The organism is Polynucleobacter sp. 78F-HAINBA (genome assembly GCF_018882325.1).
Lineage (GTDB): Bacteria > Pseudomonadota > Gammaproteobacteria > Burkholderiales > Burkholderiaceae > Polynucleobacter.
In genome coordinates this window covers 221297-247081 of sequence record NZ_JACVOQ010000004.1, presented here as the reverse complement: position 1 = coordinate 247081, position 25785 = coordinate 221297, and the positions used below count along the sequence as shown (strand labels likewise).

At 46.1% G+C, this 25785-nt stretch carries 19 protein-coding genes and 1 pseudogene; 5 read left to right on the top strand and 15 right to left on the bottom strand.

What is annotated here, in order from left to right; translation table 11 throughout:
* Positions 1 to 158: 158 nt before the first annotated feature.
* From ICN11_RS06355 to def, 8 genes are all read right to left on the bottom strand, one after another.
* Entirely contained in the window at positions 159 to 2363 is a 2205-nt protein-coding gene (locus tag ICN11_RS06355; RefSeq protein ID WP_216229624.1) for an OsmC domain/YcaO domain-containing protein, read from the bottom strand.
* A gap of 94 nt (positions 2364 to 2457) precedes the next feature.
* Positions 2458 to 3138, bottom strand: a complete 681-nt coding sequence (locus ICN11_RS06350) for a response regulator (RefSeq protein WP_216229623.1) — start codon at positions 3136 to 3138, stop codon at positions 2458 to 2460.
* A 2-nt stretch (positions 3139 to 3140) separates the two neighbouring features.
* The gene (locus ICN11_RS06345; RefSeq protein ID WP_216229622.1) at positions 3141 to 5450 is read right to left on the bottom strand and encodes an ATP-binding protein; all 2310 of its coding nucleotides are present in this window, start codon (positions 5448 to 5450) and stop codon (positions 3141 to 3143) included.
* Positions 5447 to 6028 (bottom strand): DUF4390 domain-containing protein, encoded by a 582-nt coding sequence (locus ICN11_RS06340; protein WP_216229621.1) that lies wholly within the window; start codon positions 6026 to 6028, stop codon positions 5447 to 5449. Before ICN11_RS06340 ends, ICN11_RS06345 begins: the two co-directional genes overlap by 4 nt.
* Positions 6025 to 7338, bottom strand: coding sequence for a 16S rRNA (cytosine(967)-C(5))-methyltransferase RsmB (rsmB, locus tag ICN11_RS06335; RefSeq protein WP_216229620.1), 1314 nt, complete (start codon positions 7336 to 7338; stop codon positions 6025 to 6027). Before rsmB ends, ICN11_RS06340 begins: the two co-directional genes overlap by 4 nt.
* A gap of 1 nt (position 7339) precedes the next feature.
* Positions 7340 to 8206 carry a zinc metalloprotease HtpX gene (gene htpX / locus ICN11_RS06330; protein ID WP_216229619.1) on the bottom strand — a complete coding sequence of 289 codons (867 nt, stop codon included), beginning with the start codon at positions 8204 to 8206 and terminating at the stop codon, positions 7340 to 7342.
* Positions 8199 to 9221, bottom strand: coding sequence for a methionyl-tRNA formyltransferase (gene fmt / locus ICN11_RS06325; protein WP_216229618.1), 1023 nt, complete (start codon positions 9219 to 9221; stop codon positions 8199 to 8201). The genes htpX and fmt overlap by 8 nt, the downstream gene beginning before the upstream one ends.
* A gap of 7 nt (positions 9222 to 9228) precedes the next feature.
* Positions 9229 to 9744, bottom strand: coding sequence for a peptide deformylase (gene def / locus ICN11_RS06320; protein ID WP_197712879.1), 516 nt, complete (start codon positions 9742 to 9744; stop codon positions 9229 to 9231).
* A gap of 71 nt (positions 9745 to 9815) precedes the next feature.
* On the opposite strand from def, the gene dprA reads away from it, so the two are divergent.
* Entirely contained in the window at positions 9816 to 10514 is a 699-nt protein-coding gene (gene dprA / locus ICN11_RS06315) for a DNA-processing protein DprA (protein WP_216229617.1), read from the top strand.
* Positions 10515 to 10712: 198 nt separating this feature from the next.
* Positions 10713 to 13391 carry a DNA topoisomerase III gene (locus tag ICN11_RS06310; RefSeq protein ID WP_216229616.1) on the top strand — a complete coding sequence of 893 codons (2679 nt, stop codon included), beginning with the start codon at positions 10713 to 10715 and terminating at the stop codon, positions 13389 to 13391.
* Here ICN11_RS06310 and mnmC read toward each other — a convergent pair.
* The 7 genes and pseudogenes from mnmC to rpmH form a co-directional block, all read right to left on the bottom strand.
* Positions 13361 to 14452: pseudogene (gene mnmC, locus ICN11_RS10720) on the bottom strand (FAD-dependent 5-carboxymethylaminomethyl-2-thiouridine(34) oxidoreductase MnmC); the annotation flags it as partial. The gene ICN11_RS06310 and the pseudogene mnmC overlap by 31 nt on opposite strands.
* Before the next feature lie 47 nt (positions 14453 to 14499).
* Positions 14500 to 16347, bottom strand: a complete 1848-nt coding sequence (locus ICN11_RS06305; protein ID WP_216229615.1) for a phosphoenolpyruvate carboxykinase (GTP) — start codon at positions 16345 to 16347, stop codon at positions 14500 to 14502.
* Between the two features lie 89 nt (positions 16348 to 16436).
* Positions 16437 to 17816 carry a tRNA uridine-5-carboxymethylaminomethyl(34) synthesis GTPase MnmE gene (gene mnmE / locus ICN11_RS06300; protein ID WP_370623608.1) on the bottom strand — a complete coding sequence of 460 codons (1380 nt, stop codon included), beginning with the start codon at positions 17814 to 17816 and terminating at the stop codon, positions 16437 to 16439.
* A gap of 41 nt (positions 17817 to 17857) precedes the next feature.
* Positions 17858 to 19534 (bottom strand): membrane protein insertase YidC, encoded by a 1677-nt coding sequence (yidC, locus tag ICN11_RS06295; RefSeq protein ID WP_216229613.1) that lies wholly within the window; start codon positions 19532 to 19534, stop codon positions 17858 to 17860.
* A gap of 10 nt (positions 19535 to 19544) precedes the next feature.
* Complete coding sequence (gene yidD, locus ICN11_RS06290) at positions 19545 to 19784, bottom strand: membrane protein insertion efficiency factor YidD (RefSeq protein ID WP_216229612.1); 240 nt, start codon at positions 19782 to 19784, stop codon at positions 19545 to 19547.
* A gap of 1 nt (position 19785) precedes the next feature.
* Positions 19786 to 20103, bottom strand: a complete 318-nt coding sequence (gene rnpA, locus ICN11_RS06285; protein ID WP_216229611.1) for a ribonuclease P protein component — start codon at positions 20101 to 20103, stop codon at positions 19786 to 19788.
* An 8-nt stretch (positions 20104 to 20111) separates the two neighbouring features.
* Positions 20112 to 20246 carry a 50S ribosomal protein L34 gene (rpmH, locus tag ICN11_RS06280; protein WP_011903922.1) on the bottom strand — a complete coding sequence of 45 codons (135 nt, stop codon included), beginning with the start codon at positions 20244 to 20246 and terminating at the stop codon, positions 20112 to 20114.
* 222 nt (positions 20247 to 20468) lie between these two features.
* On the opposite strand from rpmH, the gene dnaA reads away from it, so the two are divergent.
* The 3 genes from dnaA to gyrB all read left to right on the top strand — a co-directional run bounded on the left by dnaA (position 20469) and on the right by gyrB (position 25782).
* Positions 20469 to 21893 (top strand): chromosomal replication initiator protein DnaA, encoded by a 1425-nt coding sequence (gene dnaA / locus ICN11_RS06275; protein WP_216229610.1) that lies wholly within the window; start codon positions 20469 to 20471, stop codon positions 21891 to 21893.
* Positions 21894 to 22156: 263 nt separating this feature from the next.
* Positions 22157 to 23272 (top strand): DNA polymerase III subunit beta, encoded by a 1116-nt coding sequence (gene dnaN / locus ICN11_RS06270; protein WP_216229609.1) that lies wholly within the window; start codon positions 22157 to 22159, stop codon positions 23270 to 23272.
* 11 nt (positions 23273 to 23283) lie between these two features.
* A complete protein-coding gene (gyrB, locus tag ICN11_RS06265; RefSeq protein ID WP_216229608.1) occupies positions 23284 to 25782 on the top strand; it encodes a DNA topoisomerase (ATP-hydrolyzing) subunit B in 2499 nt (832 codons plus the stop codon).
* Positions 25783 to 25785: the final 3 nt, after the last annotated feature.

Below are 25785 nucleotides of genomic sequence, written 5' to 3'. Positions count from 1 at the left end.
TCTATCCTAGCTTTTCAATCCTCTGCTCTACCGACTGAGCTACCAGGCCAAGAGTTGGAATTATAAATGAAACTCTATTCCAGCCCGAAAAACGGGTCTATCGCCGATAAGTCTTGGGTAAACACTGAAAATTGCTGCCAAATGCTCTTACCGTAGCCCTAACTACCGCTAGCTACAGCCTTTGCTCTGGCAGCATGCAGTTTCTTATAGCTATCTATTAGACGATGATGCCTATCGAGGCCCCCTAACTTCATGCTGGTTGGAGTCAATCCATAGAAACGAACACTTCCGTCGACTGAGCCCATGACAGCATCCATTCTTTCGGCGCCAAACATTCTACGCAAATTGACTTCGTAGTCCTCAAGATTGAGATCATCGTTTAGGACAATCTCGAGTGCCGCACTTAAAGCCTGATAAAACAATTTGCGTTCTACTGTATTGTCGTTGTATTGAAGGAAGGCGCCGACAAGCTCATGAGCCTCTTCAAATTGCTTTAAGGCAAGATGGATCAATAGCTTTAGTTCGAGAACTGTTAGCTGACCCCAAGGCGTATTTTCATCGAATTCAATGCCAATCAATGTAGCAATATCGCCGTACTCATCAAGCTCATTATTTTCTAAGCGCTCAAGTAGTGCATTCAATCCGGCATTATTCAAATTTGATAAATTCAAAATATCGGTGCGGAACAACAGCGCCTTATTGGTGTTATCCCAAATCAAATCTTCTATTGGATAAACCTCGGAATACCCTGGCACTAAGATTCGACATGCGATTGCACCCAACTGGTCATATACCGCAACGTATGACTCCTTACCCAAAGATTCAAGAATGCCAAATAGGGTGGCAGCCTCTTGAGCATTTGAGTTTTCGCCCTTGCCAGAAAAATCCCACTCAACAAAATCGTAATCTGATTTTGCACTGAAGAATCGCCACGACACAATTCCACTTGAATCAATAAAGTGTTCAACAAAATTATTTGGCTCAGTCACTGCCTCACTTGCGAAAGTGGGCGGGGGTAAATCATTCAAGCCCTCTAGGCTGCGGCCTTGAAGCAATTCAGTCAAACTCCGCTCAAGCGCCACCTCCAAGCTTGGATGGGCGCCAAAGGATGCAAATACTCCGCCTGTTCTTGGGTTCATCAGAGTAACGCACATGACTGGGTAGACGCCGCCTAATGATGCGTCCTTGACTAATACTGGAAAACCTTGATCCTCAAGACTCTGAATGCCTTCCAGAATGCCGGGATATTTAGCGAGAACTTCTTGTGGCACATCAGGTAAAGCAATTTCACCTTCAATAATTTCTCGCTTCACTGCCCGCTCGAAAATCTCTGACAAGCACTGCACCTGAGCCTCAGCTAAGGTGTTGCCAGCACTCATGCCATTACTGACATAGAGATTTTCAATGAGGTTCGATGGAAAATAAACTGTCTCGCCATCGGACTGACGAATATATGGCAAAGAACAAATCCCGCGCTCGACATTACCGGAATTAGTATCAATTAAATGTGAGCCACCTAGTTCACCATCAGCATTAAAAATCTTGAGGCAATACTCATCAAGAATTTCTGGGGGGAGCGAATCTTTTGGCCCCGGCTTAAACCAGCGTTCATTCGGATAATGAACAAATGCACCATTAGCAATATCTTCACCCCAGAATGCCCCGGCGTAAAAGTGATTGTTGCTGAGTCGCTCAATATACTCACCAAGCGCTGAGGCCAGAGCACTTTCCTTGGTAGAGCCTTTGCCATTTGTAAAGCACATTGGCGAGTGCGCATCACGAATATGCAAAGACCACACATTAGGAATCAGGTTGCGCCATGAGGCGATTTCAATCTTGATTCCTAAGTTTGCTAACACGCTAGACATATTGGCAATCGTTTGCTCCAGAGGTAAATCCTTCCCCACGATATAGGTGCTTGCATCAGAGGCCGGCTTTAGCGTCAACAAAGTCTGCGCATCAGCATCTAAGTTTTTGACTTCTTCGATCACAAACTCGGGTCCCGCTTGAACAACTTTTTTTACTGTACAGCGCTCAATCGAGCGCAATATCCCCTGACGATCGTTCGCGGAGATATCTTCCGGCAGCTCAACTTGGATTTTGAAAATTTGCTGGTAGCGGTTCTCTGGATCAACAATATTATTTTGTGAAAGCCGAATGTTCTCAGTTGAAATATTGCGTGTATCGCAATACAACTTCACAAAATAGGCTGCGCACAAGGCTGATGAGGCTAGGAAGTAATCAAAAGGTCCAGGGGCTGAACCATTGCCTTTATATCGAATGGGCTGATCAGCAATCACCGTGAAGTCGTCGAACTTGGCCTCAAGACGCAACTTATCGAGAAAGTTAACCTTTATTTCCATGGGAGTAATTCCGAAATGATATGGGCACCATTATCCGTCGCATCGGCAATGCTGTGTGCCGCATCAATTGCCACAAAGACTGATGACAGGTGTTTTACTGCTCGGCCTTATTGCGTGACGTATCGATTCCCAAGGCCTTTAACTTGCGATAAAGGTGAGTACGCTCGAGACCTGTGTATTCGGAAATCTTGGTCATACTGCCGCCCATAATGATCATTTGGTGCTCAAAGTAGGTTTTTTCGAATAAGTCCCTAGCCTCTCGGAGCGGCAAATCAAAATAGGTTTTGGCTATCCCGCTAATATATTCGCCATCTTGGGCTTGGGGCGCCTGTTCGCTGACCACCGCCTTAGGGCTTGGGCTTGACGTAGATGCTGACGCAGCCCTCTCTTCAACTGGCTCCACATACTTAGGGGAACTCTCCAGCGCTTTATTAACTGTCTTTAGTAGCTTTTGAAGCGCAATCGGCTTTTCTAAAAAGTTCAGCGCGCCAATACGTGTAGCTTCAACCGCAGTATCGATCGTGGCATGTCCAGACATCATGACTACCGGCATTGTGAGCTGTCCAGTCTTGGACCACTCTTTTAACAGGGTAATGCCATCAACATCTGGCATCCAGATATCCAGCAAAACAAGGTCTGGGCGCATTTGCTCGCGGATTGTGCGAGCCTGCATGGCACTCTCTGCCGCATAAACGGTGTGGCCTTCATCCGTCAGAATCTCATTGAGAAGCTCTCGGATTCCCATCTCATCGTCGACCACCAAAATACTTGCCATTCTTATGCTGCCTCTTTTGCCAGATTCATAAACAAAATTGATACTTGTGCACCGATCACTTCATCTCCCCGCATACGATTCCGGACTTCGATCTTGGCACCATGATCATCAACGATTTTCTTCACCACCGCTAGACCCAATCCGGTGCCCTTACTCTTTGTTGTTACATACGGCTCAAATGCTCTTGCCAATATCTTAGCTGGAAAACCTGAACCGCTATCACTTATTGTTAATCGCACCGCATTTTGTGGCACACCACTAAGCTCTCCGTAAGACACCAATTCTGTTTTTACTTCAACTGGTTCAGCCTGATGCTTGCCCTCAAGAGTAGCATCTTGTGCATTTTGCAAAAGATTATGAATAATCTGTCTCAGTTGAGTGGGGTCACCCATAATATTTGGGCACTGCGAATCAAGCTGGGTTCTTAACGGGCTTCCCTCATAAAGGCCTAAGATCTCTTTGGTCAAAGTATTAATAGAGAGTGATTTCAGTTGGGGGCTTGGTGTCTTCGCGAAATCCCTAAAGTCATTCACCATTTCTTTCATGGCTTGAACTTGCCCAATGATGGTTTCCGTACTGCGATTCATCATCTCTTCCTGCTCGGGGCTCAATTTACCAGCCAATTTATGCTGCAATCTCTCCGCTGAGAGTTGTATAGGGGTCAGCGGGTTCTTGATCTCGTGCGCAAGGCGCCTTGCCACTTCACTCCAAGCAATGGAGCGCTGAGCACTCACTACATCAGTAATATCATCAAAGACCACCATACGTAAGTCCGCGGTTAATTCGGTTCCGCGAATAAATAAAGTGACGCCAGGCTCATTCTCAAACTCATTTGTACTGTGGAGCTGAATTTGTTTTTGCCATACTGGCGCTGTTTTATTGGCATCCATTTTCGGCTGACCACTCTCCGCGGCGACCGCTAACTTCATAGTTGCAAAGCCTTCTTTAATGGCCTGCTCAAACTCAACAAGACTTGGGCTATCACTTAAAGGGCGTCCATCCATTTGCGTTAAGTCTTGTCCAAAGATACGATCAGCGCCTGCATTGCTAGACACCACATTAAAGCTCTTATCAAAGATGCAAACACCGGCAGTTAAATTTCCTAATACCGTCTCTAGAAATGATTTGGATTCTTGCAAGGATGTTCTGGTGTCGGCAAGTTGGCGAGTCATCACATTAAATTGCCGCGTGAGCATACCCAACTCATCGCCAGTATCGAGCTCTGGTTTAGGAGACAGGTCTCCCTGAGCAACAGCCTGCGTGCCTTTTAATAACATTAACAAAGGTCTGGCTAACTGACGGCCCAGAACTAAAGCCAGCGTAACCGCAACAAATAGTGCAAAAAATAGCGTTAATGTGAGCGTACCCACAAACATTTTTCGCAGACCGGTCCTGCCTAATGATTTTTCTTGATAGTCGCTGTAGGCAGACTCAACCGCAACGATATTTTTAGCCAAAGGGCCAGGAATGAAGCGAACTAATTGCAGAAAATATTTATCCTCTATTTCTTTACCAGCATCTGATTTGTTGGCGATATGTTTTTTACGCACAATTGGGACAATAGCCCTTATGCGATACCCGCGCTGCCCGCCATCCATTTCAATTTGATCTACAAAAGTGGCGCCCTTCTTTTTAAATGCTTCCGCAATGACCTCTGGGGCGGGTGCCGGAAAATATTTCTTGGGTCGCGACTCACTGGTTAGTATCAAATTACGCTGAATAGTAAATAGGCTAACCTCTTGAATGCCAAATTGATTGCGAGCCTTCATCACCATAGCGCCAACTTGTTCAGAAGTTGCTCCAGAAGGGATCTGCACAATTTGCTCGGCGATGTAATTGCCCTCAGCCAATATCTCTTCTTGTGCAACGCGCAGAGTAACGCGCCCCAACTCAAGCCCAGCATCCAATGCAGACTCTACTTGAACGTCAAACCAAGTTTCAATACTACGGGACACGAACTGCAGGGATACGCCATACAAAATTAATCCCGGGACAACGCCAACCAAGGCAAAAATCATAGCCAGTTTTGCTACTAGACGCGTACCAAATCGGCCCTTGCGCCAACGAACAGCAATCACAATAACCAAAGTCAGAATGACCAAGGTTAAACAAATGCCAACGATTACATTGGCCGCATATAGCCAAATAAAATAGTTATCAAAAAACTCGGTGTTTGATGTTGCGATTGACAGCAGCACCAAAAGCAAGAGGGCAAAAGCCCCGATCACCGCCATGGCTGTAGGTAGTGCTCGTCTTTTCCAGGCATCCTTCTCAAAGGCATTGGATCCAATGAAGTCTAAAGATATCTTCATCGTTTAATGATGTTGGGGCCATTTGGCAGGAATGGAAAGCGCAGCCAATCGCTGGTGACATTCCAGTCGCGATTATTTAATGCATTTACTTGAAATGGCTTTGGCAGCTTACTTAAATCTAAAGTCATTCTTAATGCCGCAGTGTAAGACTTACTTGGATCAACTTGGCTGCCGTCAATTACTCGCCAACCCCCAATACTACCAACCGCCTGCAAAGCTTCAAACATGGTCTTGGCAGAAAAGGTAAAACCTTCGGAAGCAATACGATATTGCTGCGTCATCGGCTGATAAGATAATCGGGTTAGTCGTTGCGCAAGGGCAGATTTTTCATCAAACCAATACCAGCGTGAACGGGTTACATCAAACTCAGTCTGAAAATATAAGACCACGCCTTTTTGAACTGCATCTTCTAAGCCTGGGGTTAATTCAATCTGGAATGTGGCATTTAATAGCCAGTCACCATCCACCCGCTCAAGGTCGGCAGATTTAAGTTTGATTCCCTCTGCGCTTGCTGCCACTGAAAATACACTCAGCGCTATCAACACACAAAGAAAGAATTGTTTAATGCCTTGGCTCATGCACCATTTTTCTTAAACAAAGCGTAATAAAAACCATCATTTAGCTCGGCGGGCAAAATTTGTCCGGGGGCGCTTAATCGTAACGCATCGGCATGCTCTACCGCAAACCAAGTTGCCTGATCTTCGCCCTCCTCCGGAAACACGGAACAAGTCACATACAAAAGCGTGCCGCCAATCTTGAGCATCTTCCAAGCCTGCTCCAATATAGCCCGCTGTCTTAGTTGTAGGGCTTTAATATCTGCCTCACGACGCAGAAATGGAATGTCTGGATGTCTAGCAACAATGCCAGATGCTGAGCAGGGTGCATCTAATAAAATTTTGTCAAATGGCTTGCCATCCCACCAAGCCGCCTTTGAGGCATCACCGCGGACCACTCGAACAGCATCAGACTGAAGGCGCAAACGATCTAAATTGCCGCCAATTTTTCCAAGGCGCTCTCCATCTAGCTCTAAGGCAGTCATCTCGCATTGCGCTAGCTCTAGTAAATGGGCAGTTTTGCCCCCAGGCGCTGCGCAAGCATCCAATATGCGTTCACCCGGTTTTGGATCAAGCAATATGGCTGCAATTTGGGCGCCTGCATCTTGAACAGAAACTGCGCCACTATAAAAGCCCGGCAAATCAGATACTGGCACCGGCTCACGCAAGAGCAAAGCAGAATCCAGTCTAATCCCAACGACATCCTTAATAGGCTCGGCAACTATGCCCGCTTGATGCAATAGTTCTTGATATTCCTGGCGCGTATGTTGTTTAACATTCACTCGCAAAATTAAGGGCGCACGTTGAGCTTGCTGAATCAACATTGCCTGCCAAGCCTTTGAATAGTTTCGCTTCAAACTGGCTCGCCACCAGGGCGGGAAAAACATTGGGATTGGATCTGGTGGATACGGCTTCTCATTCTCAGCCTGAACTGCGAGGCTCACCTTGCGAAGTACAGCATTTACCAAACCCTTGGCATACATCGTAGGCTCATACTCACTGCAGGCTTTGACAGCTTGGTCAACGATCGTATGTGCCGCATATCCTTTGCCTTCGGTTACGCCCTGCAAAAACAATGCCATCGCTACGCTTAATAAATATTCCACCTCTGGTGGTGGTGGCTTTGGAATAAATTCCTGAATAAACTCATGCGACCTCACCCACTTACGCAAAGCATCAAATGTGAGGCTTTGCACAATGGGGCGCTCATGGGGCTCGAGCTGATCCAATACTTCTGTGAGTGATCGCCCCAACATCACCTCGCCAATGGCTTGTGCAGAAATAGTGATTGCCTCTGATAGCGGAAGACTGCGTGGTGTTTTTTGATCAGTCAAATTATTCCGCTCCGGGGTAAACCCCGTTTTTAGCCATACTGTTTAAACGAGCTACTCGCTCCTCCATCGGGGGATGAGTAGAAAAAAGTTGCGAGAGTCCGCCAGCGATCAAAGGATTAATGATCATCATCTGCGCGGTTTCAGGGTGTCGTTCAATTGCTTGAAACGGAACACCTTGGGAGTAAGCGTGAATTTTTTGTAGGGCCTGCGCTAGCGCCTCGGGATCAGCGCTAATTTCTGCGCCACCACGATCTGCCTCGTATTCACGTGCGCGGGAGATGCTCATCTGAATTAGGCTGGCTGCCAAGGGCGCCAAAATCATGACCAGTAATGATGCCAACGGATTGCCTTGTCGGCCCTCAGAATTTCGGCCACCTACAAACATCGCAAGATTGGCTAACGCTGAAATAGCACCGGCCATGGTTGCGGCTAAAGTAGAAATTAAGATATCCCGATGCTTGACATGGGCAAGCTCGTGCGCCATAACGCCCCGCAATTCTCGGCCAGACAATATTCTGAGAATGCCAGTGGTTGCTGCAACGGAGGCATGCTCAGGATTTCGACCGGTCGCAAAGGCATTAGGGGCATCCTCGTCAATCAAAAATACTTTGGGCATGGGCAGCCCAGCTTTATTCGCCAACTCTTGAACCAAAGCGTAGAGCTGTGGCGCGGAGCGCTCATCCACTTGTTGCGCATTGGTCATTTTGAGCACCATCGTGTCTGAAAACCAATAGCTAAAAAAGTTCATTCCAGCCGCCATCAACAAAGCTAAGAGCATTCCTTGCTCACCACCTAGCATGCCACCGACCACTACAAACAGTGCGGTGATTGCCGCCATCAAGATAGCTGTCTTTGCCAAATTAAACATTCTTAAATCCTTGCTTATTTGCGAGCTTTTCAAACCTCATGGGGGAATGAGCAGTAGTGCCACCTGAAATACAGAGACTAGCAGCAATCTTTTTACCGCCAGGCTTTTGCATTTCTAAGATCTCAATCACACCATCGCCGCATTGAACATATGCGCCATCTCCATCAAATCCTAAAACCTGTCCGGGCTTGGCGTCTTGGCTTTTTGGCGCTTTGCTAGGCAAGCAAGAATTCCAAAACTTGAGTTGCTCACCATGGAGGCTGCTGGTGGACCCAGGGAATGGATTAAAAGCTCGAATACGTCGATCAATTTCAGTGGCACTTAAATGCCAATCGATCTCCGCTTCGCTCTTCAATATTTTTTCTGCATAGGTAACGCCTATGCCAGGCTGTGGAGTTCTTGTGATGCCAGGGTCTTTATCCAAGTCATTGAGCGTCTTGACCATGAGCTCCGCACCCAAGACTGCCAAACGATCATGGAGTGATGTGCTGGTTTCGTGAGGTGTAATTTGTAAATCACCTACCAAAACGGTATCACCAGTGTCCAAGCCCGCATCCATCTGCATGATGCTCACACCTGTAGTGGCATCGCCACTCTCGATAGCACGCTGTATCGGTGCCGCACCACGCCATCTTGGCAGCAAGGAGGCATGAATATTAAAGCAGCCATATCTACCATTGCGAGAGGCAATATCAAGAATATCTTGGGGAAGAATTAATCCATAAGCAACAACTACCATCGCATCAAAATCAATATCAGATAAATATTGATAAGCCTGTTGAGCGGCAATCTTCTTTTGTGGATCTGCATGCCCCCGCTTCAGCGTTTCTGGTTGTAATACGGGAATGTTTTTTTCTTGTGCAAATACTTTTACAGGACTAGCCTGCAGATGCATGCCGCGACCTGCACGACGATCTGGCTGAGTAAGCGCTAAAACGATTTGATGGCCAGCGCCATCTATTGCACGCATTGCTTGCGCAGCAAACTCTGGGGTGCCAGCAAAAACTATTTTCATTGGGCGCTTAGCGCTCGCCTACTAATTCTTTTGCGCGCTTTTTCATTTTGAGAGAAATGCGATTGCGCTTCAACATCGAGAGATACTCAACAAATACTTTGCCTTGCAAGTGATCCATCTCATGTTGCAAGCAGACCGATAACAAACCATCTGCCTCAACTTCAAATTCTTTACCGTTAATATCAAGCGCCTTCACTCGCACGACTGCTGGACGATCTACTTCATCGTAATACTCGGGTACAGAGAGGCAACCCTCACGCCACGATTTTTTTTCTGGGCTCGCCCAAACTAATTCTGGGTTGATGAACACCATTAATTCATCTTGATTGTCTGAAACGTCAATCACAACAATTCGCTCATGAATATCCACCTGAGTTGCAGCCAAACCAACTCCGGGAGCTTCGTACATTGTCTCGGCCATATCAGCCACAATTTTTTTGATACGTGCGTCTACCTGCGCCACGGGTTTTGCAACTTTGTGTAAGCGCGGATCTGGATAACAAAGGACAGTTAATAAAGCCATATCGGAATTATCCAACAGAGTAATCAGGCTGTCCTGATAGTTCTCTCTCGCCCTATGCTGAAAATTGCTTTATGCACATTCCAAAAAATCCTCACAATATTCAAATATGCCGGAATTCCCCTGGCTACCCAGCTCGCTTGCTAGATTTATGCGACCCACCTCATTCACTCTATATATATGGGGACATTAGCCTGCTAAATTTGCCCATGATTGCCATTGTTGGGTCGCGCGCCGCTAGCCCAGAAGGAATCAAAAACGCCCACTATTTTGCGCAGGCCCTATCTGCAGAGGGGTATCTGATTGTTTCTGGCCTAGCTAAAGGGATTGATGGCGCTGCCCACCTAGGGGCTCTTGGACCAAATCAAGGCTATCCAACCTTAGCGGTGTGCGGAACAGGGCTGGATATCGTGTATCCAAGAGAGCATCTTCGGTTGGCTAAGGCGATTGCTGGTGCCGGGCTCTTGGTATCCGAGCTAGCCCCAGGGTTGGGTCCAAAACCCTGGCACTTTCCACGCAGAAACCGCATCATTGCGGCCCTAGCCCTAGGAATTCTTGTAATTGAGGCAGCTGAGCGCTCTGGTTCGCTGATTACCGCCAGGCTGGGGAACGAGCTTGGCCGGGAGATTTTTGCGATTCCCGGATCGATTCACCACCCCCTTTCCAAGGGTTGCCACCAACTTCTGCAGCAAGGTGCCAAACTGGTCCAATCCCCGGAAGATATTCTTGAGGAGTTACCAAAATACCAAAAAACCTCATTTAAAAGGCTTTAAAAGCCTATTTTGACTAAATTGACCCTTCATAAGACCCCCTAGTAGCTCACAAAAAATGCGGGTTTTGGACTTTTGTTAATTTATCGGTTAATAATAAAAAAGAGGGGTGCGGCGGGTTTACCCAGGATCTGGTTTAAATTGGTCGCCCGTTTCTACCCATTAAAAACATGATTTCAAGCTCAAATTTAGGCAAAACGCGTGGCAACTAAAGCAACTACCAAAAAAAGCAGCTCAAAGACCTCAACCGTAGATCATCCTAAAGCACTGATCATTGCGGAGAAACCTTCCGTTGCGAATGACATTGCCAAAGCTTTGGGCGGCTTCACTAAATATGAGGACTATTTCGAGAGTGATGACTTTGTTATTTCTTCCGCGGTTGGCCATCTATTAGAAATCGCCGCCCCCGAAGAATTTGATGTCAAACGCGGTAAGTGGTCATTTGCAAATCTTCCGGTTGTGCCACCCTATTTTGATTTACGCCCGATTGCTAAAACTGAATCGCGACTTAAGGTGTTGCAAAAGCTCATTAAGCGTAAAGATATTAATGAACTTATTAATGCATGTGACGCGGGACGCGAAGGTGAGTTGATTTTTCGTTTGATTGCTCAGCACGCAAAAGCACCCCAAGCAATCAAGCGACTTTGGTTACAGTCGATGACGCCAGCAGCCATTCGTGATGGCTTTGCCTCACTACGTAGCGATAGCGATATGCAACCACTAGCAGATGCAGCGCGTTGCCGCTCTGAGGCCGATTGGCTTGTGGGAATCAACGGTACTCGCGCCATGACTGCATTCAACAGCAAGAGTGGTGGATTTTTTCTAACAACAGTTGGTCGAGTACAAACACCCACACTATCAATTGTGGTGGAGCGCGAAGAGCTCATCCGTAAATTTATCTCCAAAGATTATTGGGAGGTGAAGGCAGAATTTATTGCTGCGGCTGGCGTGTATGAAGGTCGTTGGTTTGATCCGAAGTTTAAGAAAGATGCGGCTGCGCCTGATGCGCGTGAAAATCGCTTGTGGAGCGAAGCAGCAGCGCAAAGTATTGTTGCAGCCTGCCGCGATAAAAAGGCTAGCGTTAAAGAAGAAGCAAAACCAGCCACTCAACTGGCGCCGCAACTATTTGACTTAACAAGTTTGCAACGTGAAGCCAATGCACGCTTTGGCTTCTCAGCTAAAAATACTTTGGGTTTAGCCCAGGCACTTTACGAGCGTCACAAGGTACTTACTTATCCACGTACAGATGCAAAAGCATTGCCTGAAGACTATCTAGAAACCGTGAAGCAGACCATGGAAAACTTGGCTGAACATTCACAAGAATATCGCCCCTTCGCCAAACAAATTTTGCAAGGCGATCCCAAGGACCCAAAGGCTAAGGCTGGATATGGTTGGATCAAACCGAACAAACGTATTTTTGACAACTCAAAAATATCTGATCACTTTGCAATCATCCCCACCTTAGAGTCTCCAAAGAGTCTGAGCGAGCCCGAGCAAAAGCTGTATGACTTAGTTGTGCGTCGCTTCTTGGCAGTGTTTTATCCCGCAGCTGAATTCCGCGTCACCACTCGGATCACCGAAGCATCAGGGCACCACTTTAAAACTGAAGGTCGCGTACTGGTCACACCAGGTTGGCTAACGGTGTACGGCAGATCTAATCAAGCGGATGATGAGTTGGTAGCAGTGCAAGAAGGTGAAACTGTTCAAACTGAATCTATCTCAGCGATCCCATTAAAAACCAAACCACCAGCTCGCTACACCGAGGCAACTTTGTTATCAGCAATGGAAAGCGCCGGTAAGTGGGTGGATGATGATGAGATGCGTGAAGCGATGGCTGAAAAAGGTTTGGGCACACCCGCAACGCGCGCAGCCATTATTGAAGGCCTGCTAGCAGAAAAATATATGGTGCGCGAAGCACGCGAGCTCATTCCTACAGCTAAAGCATTCCAATTAATGACACTCTTGCGCGGCCTAGATGTTGAGGAATTAACGCGCCCCGATCTCACGGGCAGCTGGGAAAATAAACTTTCTTTGATTGAGCGTGGCGAGATGAATCGCGACACCTTCATGCAAGAAATTGCCCAGATGACCCAACGCATCGTCAAGCGCGCAAAAGAATATGACAGCGATACGATTCCTGGCGACTATGCCACTATGTCTACACCATGCCCACACTGTAAAGGCGCGGTTAAAGAAAACTATCGTCGCTTTGCTTGTGAGAAGTGCGGCTTTACGATTAGCAAAACTCCAGGCGGGCGGGCATTTGAATATCCAGAAGTAGAAGAATTGCTGCGTGAAAAAACTATTGGGCCATTGCAGGGATTCCGCAGCAAAATGGGTAGGCCATTTGCGGCGATTATCAAATTAAGCGAAATTCCTGAGGATGATAAGGATTATCCAAATGCAGGCTTCAAGCTTGAATTTGATTTTGGCAATACTCAAGAAGATGAGTCTGAGGCAATCGACTTTACTGGCCGCCAGGCTTTAGGCGTTTGTCCAAAATGTTCTGGCGCCGTATATGAAGATGGCATGCGCTATTTGTGCGAAAGAAATACTGGACCAGAAAAATCATGTGATTTCAAAACGGGCAAGGTTGTTTTGCAACAAGAAATTTCTGCAGAGCAAGTTCAAAAATTGCTTGCCGAAGGTAAAACTGATTTGCTGACCAACTTCAAATCAAACCGTACTGGTCGTGGCTTTAAGGCCTATCTTGCTTTAGGTGCGGACGGCAAAATTGGTTTTGAGTTTGAAGCAAAAGCACCCAAAGCGGGTGCTGCCGCCAAAGCGCCAGCAAAGAAGCGGGCGGGCGCTAGTGCAGCAACTAAGTCTGCAGCAAAACCCAAGCGTGCCAGCAAAGCAAAGTCATCCTCAAGCACTTGAGCAGTAATGAGCTTGGCGGCTAAAGCCGACCACAGTGCGCCTCTCGACCCCAGGGCTGTTGCCAAAAATATCCCTGGGCGTTGAGTCAACGCACCAATAATCGGCAAACGATCGCCAGCGACGCAACGAACACCCACAAAACTTCCTGACTTTTGAAGTTGGCTAAGGTCGCCATGTTCGTAATTCAGCAAGCCTCTTGCCTGCTCACGATTAAAGTCATCACTAGTATCCCAATCCTGAAGATCAGACTCTCCCTCGTCAAAACTAGAGCCCACTATCCATTGGTAGCTTCCATCGGAAAATTTCTTAGCTGGCAAACAATAGCCATCACCTGATATAGCGGTGCGAGGTAGTTTTGGCGCCCAGGAACTATTTTCATCAATAGAAAAAATACTCAGCTGTCCACGCACCGGCCTCAAGGGAAGTCGTACGTCAATACTTGCGGCTAAATTTTTCGTTTCAAGCGCTGCCGCAATAATGACTTTGCCAGCAGTCATGATGGGTCTATCGTGAGGGTCGATTAATTGCCAACCGGCATTTACCTTCTCCAGGCGAGCTACGGGAGTATTCCAGCAGCAAGTCAATTTTGGGTGGGGGGCTAACGCATCTTGAGTTGCTTCAAACAGATTTAATGATGCGCCCCGTGGAAGCCAAATGCCATCTTGAGAAATTCCACAAGCCCGCATAGCATCATTCGCATCAAGTGCTTGTGCCATCCCCTCATCAAGATCGAGTGAACGCAGGTAACCTGCAACATCATCCCGATTAAAAACTTTGTCTTTTTTGTTTGGCTGAAAGATGCCGTGCTGATTCCAGACCTTGCCCCATCGAGCTTCGGCTATCAGAAAGGCAATGCGAGTTAGGCGCAATAAACGGGGGGCGCCACGACCAACATGTGGGTGAGCAATGGCGTAAGCGTGACTAGAACATGCTGATGCGGGGTGAGGGGCTGAGTCAATAATACAGACCGCTTGACCGCGCTCAAGCAACTCACTGGCAATGCTGGAGCCAGCAATGCCTGCCCCAATCACCACGATGTCATGGTGTTGGGGTAAGGTCATTAAATAAAGATGTTTTTGAAAATGCTTCTTAAACCTCTAGGGAATGCCTAGGCGTTTAAGCGCTTCTCGATTTTGCTACGAGCTTCGACCAACTCTTTAGGTAAGCGCTCACCTAAATGCTCAAACAATTCTGAATGAAGTTTGAGCTCGTTCTTCCAGTCGTCAACAGCAACAGTAATCGCTTTTTCAAACTTGTCTACTGAGTAATCGAGACCATTCCAATGCATATCAGCGTGCTCTGGACAAATGCCAAATACAGTTTCCTTGCCCTTAGCTGTGCCTTCAGCGCGGCCCAAGATCCAAGACAACACGCGCATGTTTTCACCAAAACCAGGCCATACAAACTTGCCGTTTTCATCTTTGCGGAACCAGTTCACACAATAGATTTTTGGCAACACAGCGCCTTCAGCAGCAAGCTTGCTACCAATGTTTAACCAATGTTGGAAGTAATCGCTCATGTTGTAGCCAGCAAATGCAATCATCGCAAAAGGATCGCGACGAACAACGCCAACTTGACCAGTAATAGCAGCAGTAGTTTCAGAGCCCATTGTTGCGGCCATGTAAACACCTTCTACCCAGTCACGCGCTTCACTTACCAATGGAACCGTGTTCGAGCGACGACCGCCAAACAAGAATGCATCAATCGCTACGCCCTCAGGATTGTCCCAATTAGGATCAACTGCGGGGTTATTGGTAGCAGCTACAGTGAAGCGTGAATTTGGGTGTGCAGCTTTGCGACCAGCAGCGCCATCAGCAGGAGTCCAGTCCTTGCCTTGCCAATCAATTAAATGCGCTGGAGGTGTATCAGTTAAACCTTCCCACCAAACATCACCATCATCAGTTAAGCCAACGTTAGTAAAGATTACGTCTTGGTTTAATGAATCGAGACAGTTTGGATTGGTTTGACGATTTGTTCCTGGAGCAACACCAAAGTAACCAGACTCTGGGTTAATCGCAAACAAACGTGTCTTACCTGTAACAGGGTCTTTGCGTGGCTTGATCCATGCAATGTCATCACCAACTGTAGTGACCTTCCAACCTTCGAAGCCCTTTGGAGGAATCATCATAGAGAAGTTGGTTTTTCCGCAGGCAGATGGGAACGCAGCAGCGATATGGTATTTCTTACCTTCTGGTGAAGTCACGCCCAAGATCAACATGTGCTCAGCTAACCAGCCTTGATCGCGCCCCATATTGGATGCGATACGCAAAGCAAAACATTTTTTACCTAACAATGCATTCCCACCGTAGCCAGATCCAAAAGACCAAATCTCACGTGTCTCTGGATAGTGAACGATGTATTTGTTTTTGTTGTTAGGCCACGCAACGTCTTTTTCGCCAGCAGCCAAAGGCTTACCAACAGTGTGAATACAAGGAACAAATTCACCAGTGGCGCCAAGTTGATCAATCACTGCTTTACCCATGCGAGTCATCAAGCGCATATTGATAGCAACATATGGGCTATCAGAAAGCTCAACACCAATGTGGGCGATTGGGGAACCAATTGGGCCCATTGAGAATGGCACTACGTACATTGTTCTGCCGCGCATACAACCATCAAACAGTGGCTGGAGAGTGGCGCGCATTTCGCTTGGCTCTACCCAGTTATTTGTCGGGCCTGCATCTTCTTTTTTTGCAGAGCAAATAAACGTGCGGTCTTCAACACGAGCCACATCATCTGGATCTGACAATGCTAAGAAAGCGTTTTTGCGCTTAGCTGGGTTGAGGCGCTTAAACACGCCAGCGTTTACCAGCAATTCACAAAACTCGTCGTATTCAGATTGGGAACCATCACACCAATGAATCTTGTCTGGCTTAGTCAAGGCGGCCACTTCGGCAACCCATTGAATCAGTTTTTGATTTTTTACGTACTCAGGTGCATTGGTATTGATAGTCATGAGAGTCCTATGAAATGTAATATTTTTGATCGCACTATTTTAACATTTTGGGCATATTTTTAGGGCTTGGCCCACCAAGAGCAAACCCTTTACTTGCCAATACAAAATTGGCTAAAAATCTTGCCCAAAAGGTCATCGGGGAGTAGTTTTCCAGTAATGTGCCCTAGCTGATCTTGCGCTAAACGGAGCTCTTCTGCAAATAACTCCAGCGATATGTTGCCATCTGCTGCGAATTGTTGAGATTTATCTAAGTGGGTGGCAGCCCTATCTAAGCAATCCAAATGTCGTCTACGCGCCAAGATAGCGCCCTCTTGAGTGCCGCCCCAACCCACAGACTCTAAGATTTTCTGTTTTAGCAGCTCAATACCATCACCCGTCTTGGCCGAAATCAGCAACCAGGGATTTGTGTCTTGATTTATTGCGGATTCGCCCAGCAAGTCTGATTTGTTGCAAACCTCTAGGACGGGGCACTTCGGAGGGAGTGCTTGCAAAATTTGGGCTTTCAGCTCCGAGGCCTCAGCGTTATTGTTTTTGTCTGTAGGGCTTGGGTCTTGTAGAAATATAACCAGGTCGGCAGCTCGGATGGCCTCCCAAGATCTTTCGATGCCTTTTGCCTCAACTAGATCACCAGTCTCACGCAAGCCAGCGGTATCAATGATGTGCATAGGTACCCCATTAATGGTGATGCTCTCCTTAACCCGATCCCTTGTAGTTCCAGCGATAGGCGTGACAATGGCCACCTCCTCACCAGCCAAACGATTAAGGAGGGAGCTTTTTCCAACATTGGGGGCGCCAGCCAAAACCAACTGGATGCCGTCACGCAAAATTTTTCCTTGTTTTGCACCCTCACGAAGTCCTTGCAACTTTTTCATCACCGTACTGAGGCGCTCGCGAGCCTGGGCATTCTCTAAGAACTCAATCTCTTCTTCAGGAAAGTCTAGGGTGGACTCCACCAAAATACGTAACTGGGTAATTTCTTCAATCAAACTATTGATATCGTTTGAAAAAGCTCCCTGCAATGAGCGTGCTGCACCACGAACTGCCGCCTCACTTTGGGCGTCAATTAAATCTGCGATAGCCTCTGCTTGCGCTAAGTCGATTTTGTTGTTTAGATAAGCGCGCAAGGAAAACTCGCCAGGTTCAGCAATTACTAAGCCCTGATCTTTCCCAAGCTCAAGACAACGCTTCATGACCAACTCTAAAAGTTGTGGCCCTCCATGGCACTGCAGCTCTAAAACATCTTCACCAGTAAAGGAAGCGGGGGCGGCAAAGTAAATGGCAATGAGTTGGTCTATCGACTCGCCTTGCGCATCACGAAGTGTCAGTAAGTTGGCCTGACGGGGCGAAAGCGCCTTCTGAAATAAAGCTTCAGACAGCGGCAAAAGCTGAGCCCCACTGATGCGAATGACGCCAACACCAGCTTTGCCTGGTGCGGTGGCAACCGCAATGATGGGCAACTTTCTAGTCATCATTGCGGGCACTCCGTATTCATCTTTGGGCAGCTAAAAATTTATTTAGCTGGCTTCTTTCCAAACATTTGATTGATTTGCCATTGTTGAGCAATTGACAGCAAGTTGTTTACCACCCAGTACAGAACCAAGCCCGCAGGGAAGAAGAAGAACATTACCGAGAACACTAGCGGCATATACATCATCACCTTCGCCTGAATTGGATCTGGTGGCGTTGGGTTTAGTTTGGTTTGCACAAACATAGATGCTGCCATGATGATTGGCAAAATGTAATATGGGTCCGGAACTGATAGGTCATGAATCCAACCAATCCATGGTGCATTGCGCATTTCTACTGAAGACAGCAGAACCCAGTACAAAGAAATAAATACCGGAATCTGAATAACTACCGGTAAGCAGCCGCCCAAAGGATTAATTTTTTCCTTGCGATACATCTCCATCATCGCTTGGTTTAATTTTTGTGGCTCACCTTTGTATTGCTCTTTCATCGCAAGCAAGCGTGGCTGAACTTCTTTCATGCGCGCCATTGACTTATAACTAGCAGCGGACAGTGGAAAGAACACCAGCTTAATCAAGATGGTCAACAAGATGATTGACCAACCCCAATTACCAACATAGGAGTGAATGTTTTCTAGCAACCAGAAAATAGGTTTGGCAAGAATAGTGAGGTAGCCATAGTCTTTGAGCAAAGCAAACCCTGGGGCAATCGTTTCTAAAACGCTTTCCTCTTGCGGGCCTACAAACAGCTTTGCTTTTTCAACAACGGTTGTTCCTGGTGCAACTACGCCCAAGGGTGTTTGCATGCCAATGCGGTAAAGATTGTTATCAATTCTTCCCGCATAAATGTCTCGCGCCGTCTTGTCACCGGGAATCCACGCGCTGGCAAAGTAGTGCTGAACCATAGCAATCCATGCAGGATCCCCAGCCGGCACTTGCGTAGGAATAGTAATTTTGTTTTTATCAATCGCCGTGAATTCCAGCTTATTGAATTTTTCTTTTTCGGTGTAAGCGGCAGGACCCGTGAAGGTGCTTGCAGAGAACGCGCCATCAAAGGGTCCAATTTTTTGCTCTTGTGAAGCATCGCGCACGATCTCTGTGTAGAGAACTAGTGGCGCTACATTTGCATTGCTTTGTGTAACGCGATGTCCAACATCAACAACATAACTGCCGGGACTTAAAATAAATGTCTTCTCGAGTTTTACGCCGTTGCGCTCGCTAGCCAAAACAATAAAAGGTTTTCCGGATCCATCTTTCCCGGACTGCACTAATTTAAACGTGGTGGTATGGTTGGGTAGATCTGCGTTACCCAAAGCAATTAAGCCAGAACGTGCAAAGTATTTATGGTTCGGTGCGTATTGAAATAATTCAACCGGCTTCTTTTCTGCTGTCAGCTGTTTGGGTAATTTCGCATCAATAATGTTGGCACCATTAGCGCTGATTTCCAAAATCAACACATCGTTTTGCAATACAAACTTTTCTGATATTTCAATTGCTCTAGTAACAATAGCAGGCGCTTGATTCGGCGCTGGAGTGCTTGGGTTTTGTACTGGAGATGGAATATCCACCTTGCTTGATTGAGCTTTATCAGCCACAACAGCAGTGCTGGCAGGGGCCCCACCAAACATCGATGGTTTCCCCTCGTGAACCTGCCAGTTGTTGTACAACATCAGGCCCGACATTGAGAAGACCGCCCAAAGAATTGTTTTTTTAAAGTCCATTTGCATTCACTTAATGATGATGAGGTGTTGGTTTTACTGCGGGGTCGACCCCCCCTTGTGACCATGGGTTGCAACGTAAAACACGCCACACCATTAGCCTACAGCTTTTTAAAAATCCGTAATTTGCAAAGCAGTCACAGGCATATTGAGAACAAGAAGGTGCAAACTTACATTGCATGCCAACAAAAGGGCTGAGCGCAATTTGATAAGCCCTCAAAAGCTTAATGGCCAGCTTATTCAATAGACGCACTTTAAATTAACCCTGCGATTTGGCTGCGCAACGTTTCTTTTTCTTTGCTTCTGAGTCTGCCGCGCGTCTCGCGACCAATAGGTTTTTTCAGCTTCACCACAACGTCGCCATTGAGGTGTGTAGCTTGAGCGCCTCTAACTAATTCACGGATCATGCGCTTTAATTGGTTGCGATCTACCGCACGCTTGGCTAGCTTTTTGGCGACCGCAATACCTAAGTCTGGTTTAGCGCCTTGATCTGTAGATGCCAAATACAAACCCCAATACAAACTTGTCTTGGGGCGTGTTTTTAGTAATTCAGAAATCCTGGCGCTATTCAACTGCTAATTTAAACAGCTAGACGTTTGCGACCTTTAGCGCGACGTGCGTTCAAAACTGCGCGTCCACTCTTAGTTTTCATACGAATACGGAATCCGTGAGTGCGTTTACGACGTGTTACTGAGGGTTGGTATGTTCTTTTCATGATTCATCCTGCAAAACCCCGTATTTTCCTTGTTGCGCAGCAAAAGGTCAACCGCTGCGGAAGAATATATAGGTATTTTTCTCTATTTTACTTAGCTGTTTTTATTAAACATCTGATTTATATAGGTTTTTAGATTTTATACACAAGTTATCCACAGGTTTTCCACGTTTTTCTAGCTTGTGGATAACTTTATGGGATCGCTACAATGGATCCTCCAAAAATATGAGTAACTTACAGAATCCACCCACATTGAATTCACCTAGCCCATTGGGGTTTTGGGATGGCGCCTTAGGCGCGCTTGCTCGCGAGCTTTCCCCCCAACAATTTAAAACCTGGATCGCCCCACTAAGCTTGGTTTCTTATGATGAAAGTGAGCAATCACTCATATTGGGAGCCCCAAACAGATTTAAGCTTGATTGGATTAAAAAGACTTTTTCTGATCGCTTCCAAGAGTTGGCCGACCAATATTTTGGTCAACCTATCACCTTAAGCTTCATTCTTAATGTTGAGGGATCGAGCAGCCAAACAACGCAGATCAGCACGCCGCAAGAAAAGTCTGAGCCCCAAGAGCTTGTAATTAGCCCGGATAGTGCCTCGACAGAAGAGCAAGCGTTTGAAATTGAAGATCACTCCAAATTAAACCCCAACCTTACTTTTGAGACTTTTGTAACCGGCAAAGCCAATCAACTAGCAAGGGCTGCCTCAATTCAGGTAGCCCACAATCCAGGCACATCTTATAACCCCATGTTTTTATATGGTGGGGTGGGTTTGGGTAAAACCCACTTAATCCATGCGATTGGGAACCACCTTTTAAAAGAGAAGCCCAGTGCCCGAATTCGATACATCCACGCAGAGCAGTATGTCTCCGACGTGGTCAGGGCTTATCAGCAAAAGGCTTTTGACCGTTTTAAGCGCTATTACCACTCCTTGGACCTACTATTGATTGATGATATTCAGTTCTTTAGCGGCAAATCCAGGACACAAGAGGAGTTTTTCTACGCTTTTGAGGCGCTTCTGAGCAACAAAGCCCAAGTCATCATTACAAGCGATACCTACCCAAAAGAAATGGCTGGGATAGACGATCGCCTCATTTCACGCTTTGATTCAGGCCTAACGGTAGCAATTGAACCGCCCGAGTTAGAGATGCGTGTAGCCATTTTGATGAAGAAAGCTTTAAGTGAGGGCATCCCCATGAGTGAGGATGTTGCCTTCTTTGTAGCAAAACATCTGAGATCCAATGTACGAGAGTTGGAGGGCGCACTAAGGAAAATTTTGGCCTTCGTTCGCTTCCATGGCAAAGAGGTCACCATTGATGTGGCCCGCGTAGCCCTAAAAGACCTGCTCTCAATACAAAACCGTCAAATCTCGGTTGAAAACATCCAAAAAGCGGTGGCAGACTTTTACAGCATCAAGGTTGCGGACATGTATTCTAAAAAACGTCCGGCAAACATTGCTCGACCACGCCAAATAGCGATGTTTATGGCGAAAGAGCTTACCCAGAAAAGCCTCCCAGAGATTGGGGAGCTATTTGGTGGGCGAGACCACACCACTGTTTTACATGCCGTTCGGAAGATTGGTGAAGAGCGCTCCCACGATGGGCAACTTAACCATGAAATCCACGTTATTGAACAAACCCTTAAGTCATAGTTTTAGCCTGTGGATAAGGTTGTGGATAGCTCAATGGATAACTTTGGGGACATCGTGTGGATAAATTGTGGAAAGCTCGCGCTTCATGCAAAAATAGGGTGTTGATTAAAAGTTATCCAATATTTATACAGCGTTTATACAAAAGTTTTCCACAGGTTTTTTTGGTTTTAATAGGTTGTTTTATATACGGTTTTTGAGTTATCCACTGAAATAACGAGCCTTACTACTACTACTAATAAGATATATACAAGGATTTAAAAGCAATGCAACTAGTAAACACCTCACGTGATAGTTTGTTAAAACCTCTTCAGGTTGTTAGTGGCATTGTTGAACGTAGACATACCTTACCTATCTTGGCAAACTTGTTGTTTAAGAAGCAGGGTGACAAAGTTTCTTTTATATCCACTGATATAGAAATTCAAATTACTACTAATGCCAATTTTGGTGTTGGTACTGAGGATGTAACAACGACAGTTGCAGCGAGAAAGCTACTTGATATCTTGCGCGCTCTTCCAGAGGGCCCGGTAGCGCTAAATCTTAAAGATAACAAGATGGTTGTTCAGAGCGGTAAGAGCCGCTTTTCTTTGCAAACTTTATCTGCGACTGAATTCCCAGTCATGCAAAGTGTTGGTGAGGTAACCGCAAGCTGGAAGATGACTCAAAAGAGTTTTCGTCAACTAGTTAGCCAGGTTCATTTTGCAATGGCTCAACAAGACATTCGCTACTACCTTAATGGCATGTTGTTGGTTGTTGAGGGTAAGCAAGTGATTGCAGTAGCTACTGATGGTCATCGTTTAGCCTATTCCCAAGTTGAATTGGCTGAGGCCCCAGTGGGTTCTGGACAAAGACAAGAAATTATCATTCCTCGTAAAACTATTCTTGAGTGTCAACACCTGCTTGAAGACTCGGATGAGGTGCTGGAGATGAGTCTTACCTCAAACCAGGTGAAATTTACTTTTGGTGATATCGAATTGATTTCAAAGTTGGTTGAGGGTAAGTTTCCTGATTTCCAACGAGTAATTCCTAAAGGTCACAAGAATTCATTGGTTGTTGGACGTGACGTTCTGCAATCAGCGCTACAACGTGCTGCAATCTTGACGACGGATAAATTTAAAGGCGTTCGCTTCTCCTTATCACCAAATCGAATTACCGTTCAATCAACGAATGCTGAACAGGAAGAGGCGCAGGAAGAGATTGAGACTGAATATAGTGGTGATGTGGTTGAAATTGGTTTCAATGTGAGTTATCTATTAGATGTTTTATCAAACTTGAAGAATGAAAAAATTCAAATTAGCCTAGGTGATGCCAACAGTAGTGCGGTGATTACTCTGCCTGGCTCGGAAGACTTCAAGTATGTTGTGATGCCAATGCGTATTTAATTTAGAAAAAAATGACTGAAGAAAAAAAAGTAGTAGAGCAGTACGGTGCATCATCGATCCAAATCTTAGAAGGTCTTGAGGCAGTTCGTAAGCGTCCAGGTATGTATATCGGAGATACCTCCGATGGCACAGGCCTGCACCACTTAGTTTTCGAGGTTTTAGATAACTCTATTGATGAAGCGTTAGCAGGTTATTGCTCTGAGATTACTGTTGTTATCCAAACTGATAACTCCATTTCTATCGTAGATAACGGTCGTGGCGTTCCAACAGGTATCAAATACGACGATAAGCATGAGCCAAAAAGAAGTGCGGCTGAGATTGTAATGACGGAGCTACATGCTGGTGGTAAGTTTGACCAAAACAGCTATAAAGTTTCTGGTGGTCTACATGGTGTTGGTGTTAGTTGCGTTAACGCGCTATCTAAATGGTTAAAACTCACCATTCGTCGTGACGGCAAAGCTCATTACATGGAATTTGCTCGCGGTGTTATTCAAAACCGCAATATTCAAGAAGAGAATGGTGTTGCGGTTTCTCCAATCACCATCACTGGTGACACCACACTATCTGGTACAGAAGTCCACTTTTTAGCTGATGAAGATATTTTCGGAAATGTTGAGTTTCATTATGAAATTCTTGTTAAGCGCATTCGTGAGCTCTCATTCTTAAACAACGGCGTTCATATCAAATTAATTGATCAACGCTCTGGTCAGGAAGAGGATTTTGCATTCTCTGGTGGTGTAAAGGGTTTTGTTGAGTACATCAATCAAACTAAAAACGTTTTGCATCCAAATATTTTTTATGCTGAAGGTATTCGCCCATCAGATCTAGGTGGCAACATTACCGCTGAAGTCTCGATGCAATGGAATGATAGTTTTAGTGAGCAAGTACTTTGTTTTACTAATAACATTCCTCAGCGTGATGGTGGTACTCACTTAACAGGTCTACGTGCAGCTATGACCCGCGTCATTAATAAATATATTGATGAACATGAGGTCGCCAAAAAAGCAAAAGTTGAGATCTCTGGTGATGACATGCGCGAAGGTTTAGCTTGCGTTTTGTCTGTCAAAGTTCCGGAGCCAAAATTTTCAAGCCAAACAAAAGATAAGTTGGTTTCCAGCGAGGTCCGTGGACCCGTAGAAGAAATTGTTGCGGAAGCTTTAAGTGCTTATCTTCAAGAGCGCCCAGCCGATGCAAAAATCCTTTGTGGAAAAATTGTAGACGCTGCTCGTGCCCGAGAAGCTGCTCGCAAAGCGCGCGATATGACTCGTCGCAAAGGAGTCTTGGATGGTTTGGGCCTTCCTGGAAAATTGGCAGACTGCCAAGAAAAAGATCCAACTAAATCTGAATTATTCATTGTCGAGGGAGACTCTGCGGGAGGCTCTGCGAAGCAGGGACGCGATCGCCGTTTCCAAGCAATTCTTCCCCTTAAGGGAAAAATCTTGAATGTGGAGAAGGCGCGCTTTGATAAGATGTTGGCAAGCCAAGAGGTAGTTACCTTAATCACCGTGCTGGGTACAGGTATTGGTGCTGAAGAATATAAGGCTGATAAATTGCGTTATCACCGCATCATCATCATGACCGATGCGGACGTTGATGGTAGTCACATTCGCACACTACTACTCACCTTCTTTTATAGACAAATGCCTGAGCTCATCGAGCGTGGCCACATTTATATTGCGCAACCACCGTTGTACAAGGTGAAGTTTGGTAAGAACGAGCAGTACATTAAAGATGATGTTGAGCTTAACCAACTATTGTTAAAGATTGCTCTAGAGTCAGCATCACTTCAAACCCCTACTGGTGAAATTATTGAGGGCGCAGCTCTTAATGAGTTAGCAAAGCACTATCAGGTAATTCAATCTATTGTTGATCGCTTATCACGGACAATTGATGAAGATGCTTTGCGTGCAATTGCTTCTGGTACTCAATTGAATTTAGATACCGAACAGTCAGCCCAAGAATCTGCCGAGCGCCTACGCATTGCGCTTGCCGACTCTTTAAATCCTTTGGCTTTGCCACCAGAAATTATTGTGCAAAAGGAAGAGCGCACCGATCGATTCAAATTATTGCTCTCCCGCCGCATACATGGCAACCTGAAGTTATCTGCAATTAATTCCGATTTCGTTCATGGTGATGACTATCAAAGCCTAGCAAATGCCGCTGCCGTTTTATCTGGCAAAGTATTGCCTGGATCAAAAGTTCGTCGTGGTGATCCAGATAAAAATCAAAAAGAACAAGCCATCCAAGATTTCAGAGCAGCTTTTGCTTGGTTGCTTTCGGAGGCAGAACGTGTGCTCAGTCGTCAGCGTTACAAGGGTCTTGGTGAGATGAACCCATCACAGTTGTGGGAAACCACAATGGATGCTAGCTCACGCACCTTGCTTCAAGTCAAAATTGAAGATGCAATTGCAGCTGATCAAGTCTTCACCACCTTGATGGGTGATGAGGTTGAGCCGCGTCGTGCGTTTATTGAGAAGAATGCATTAATTGCGCGTAACTTGGATGTTTGATTT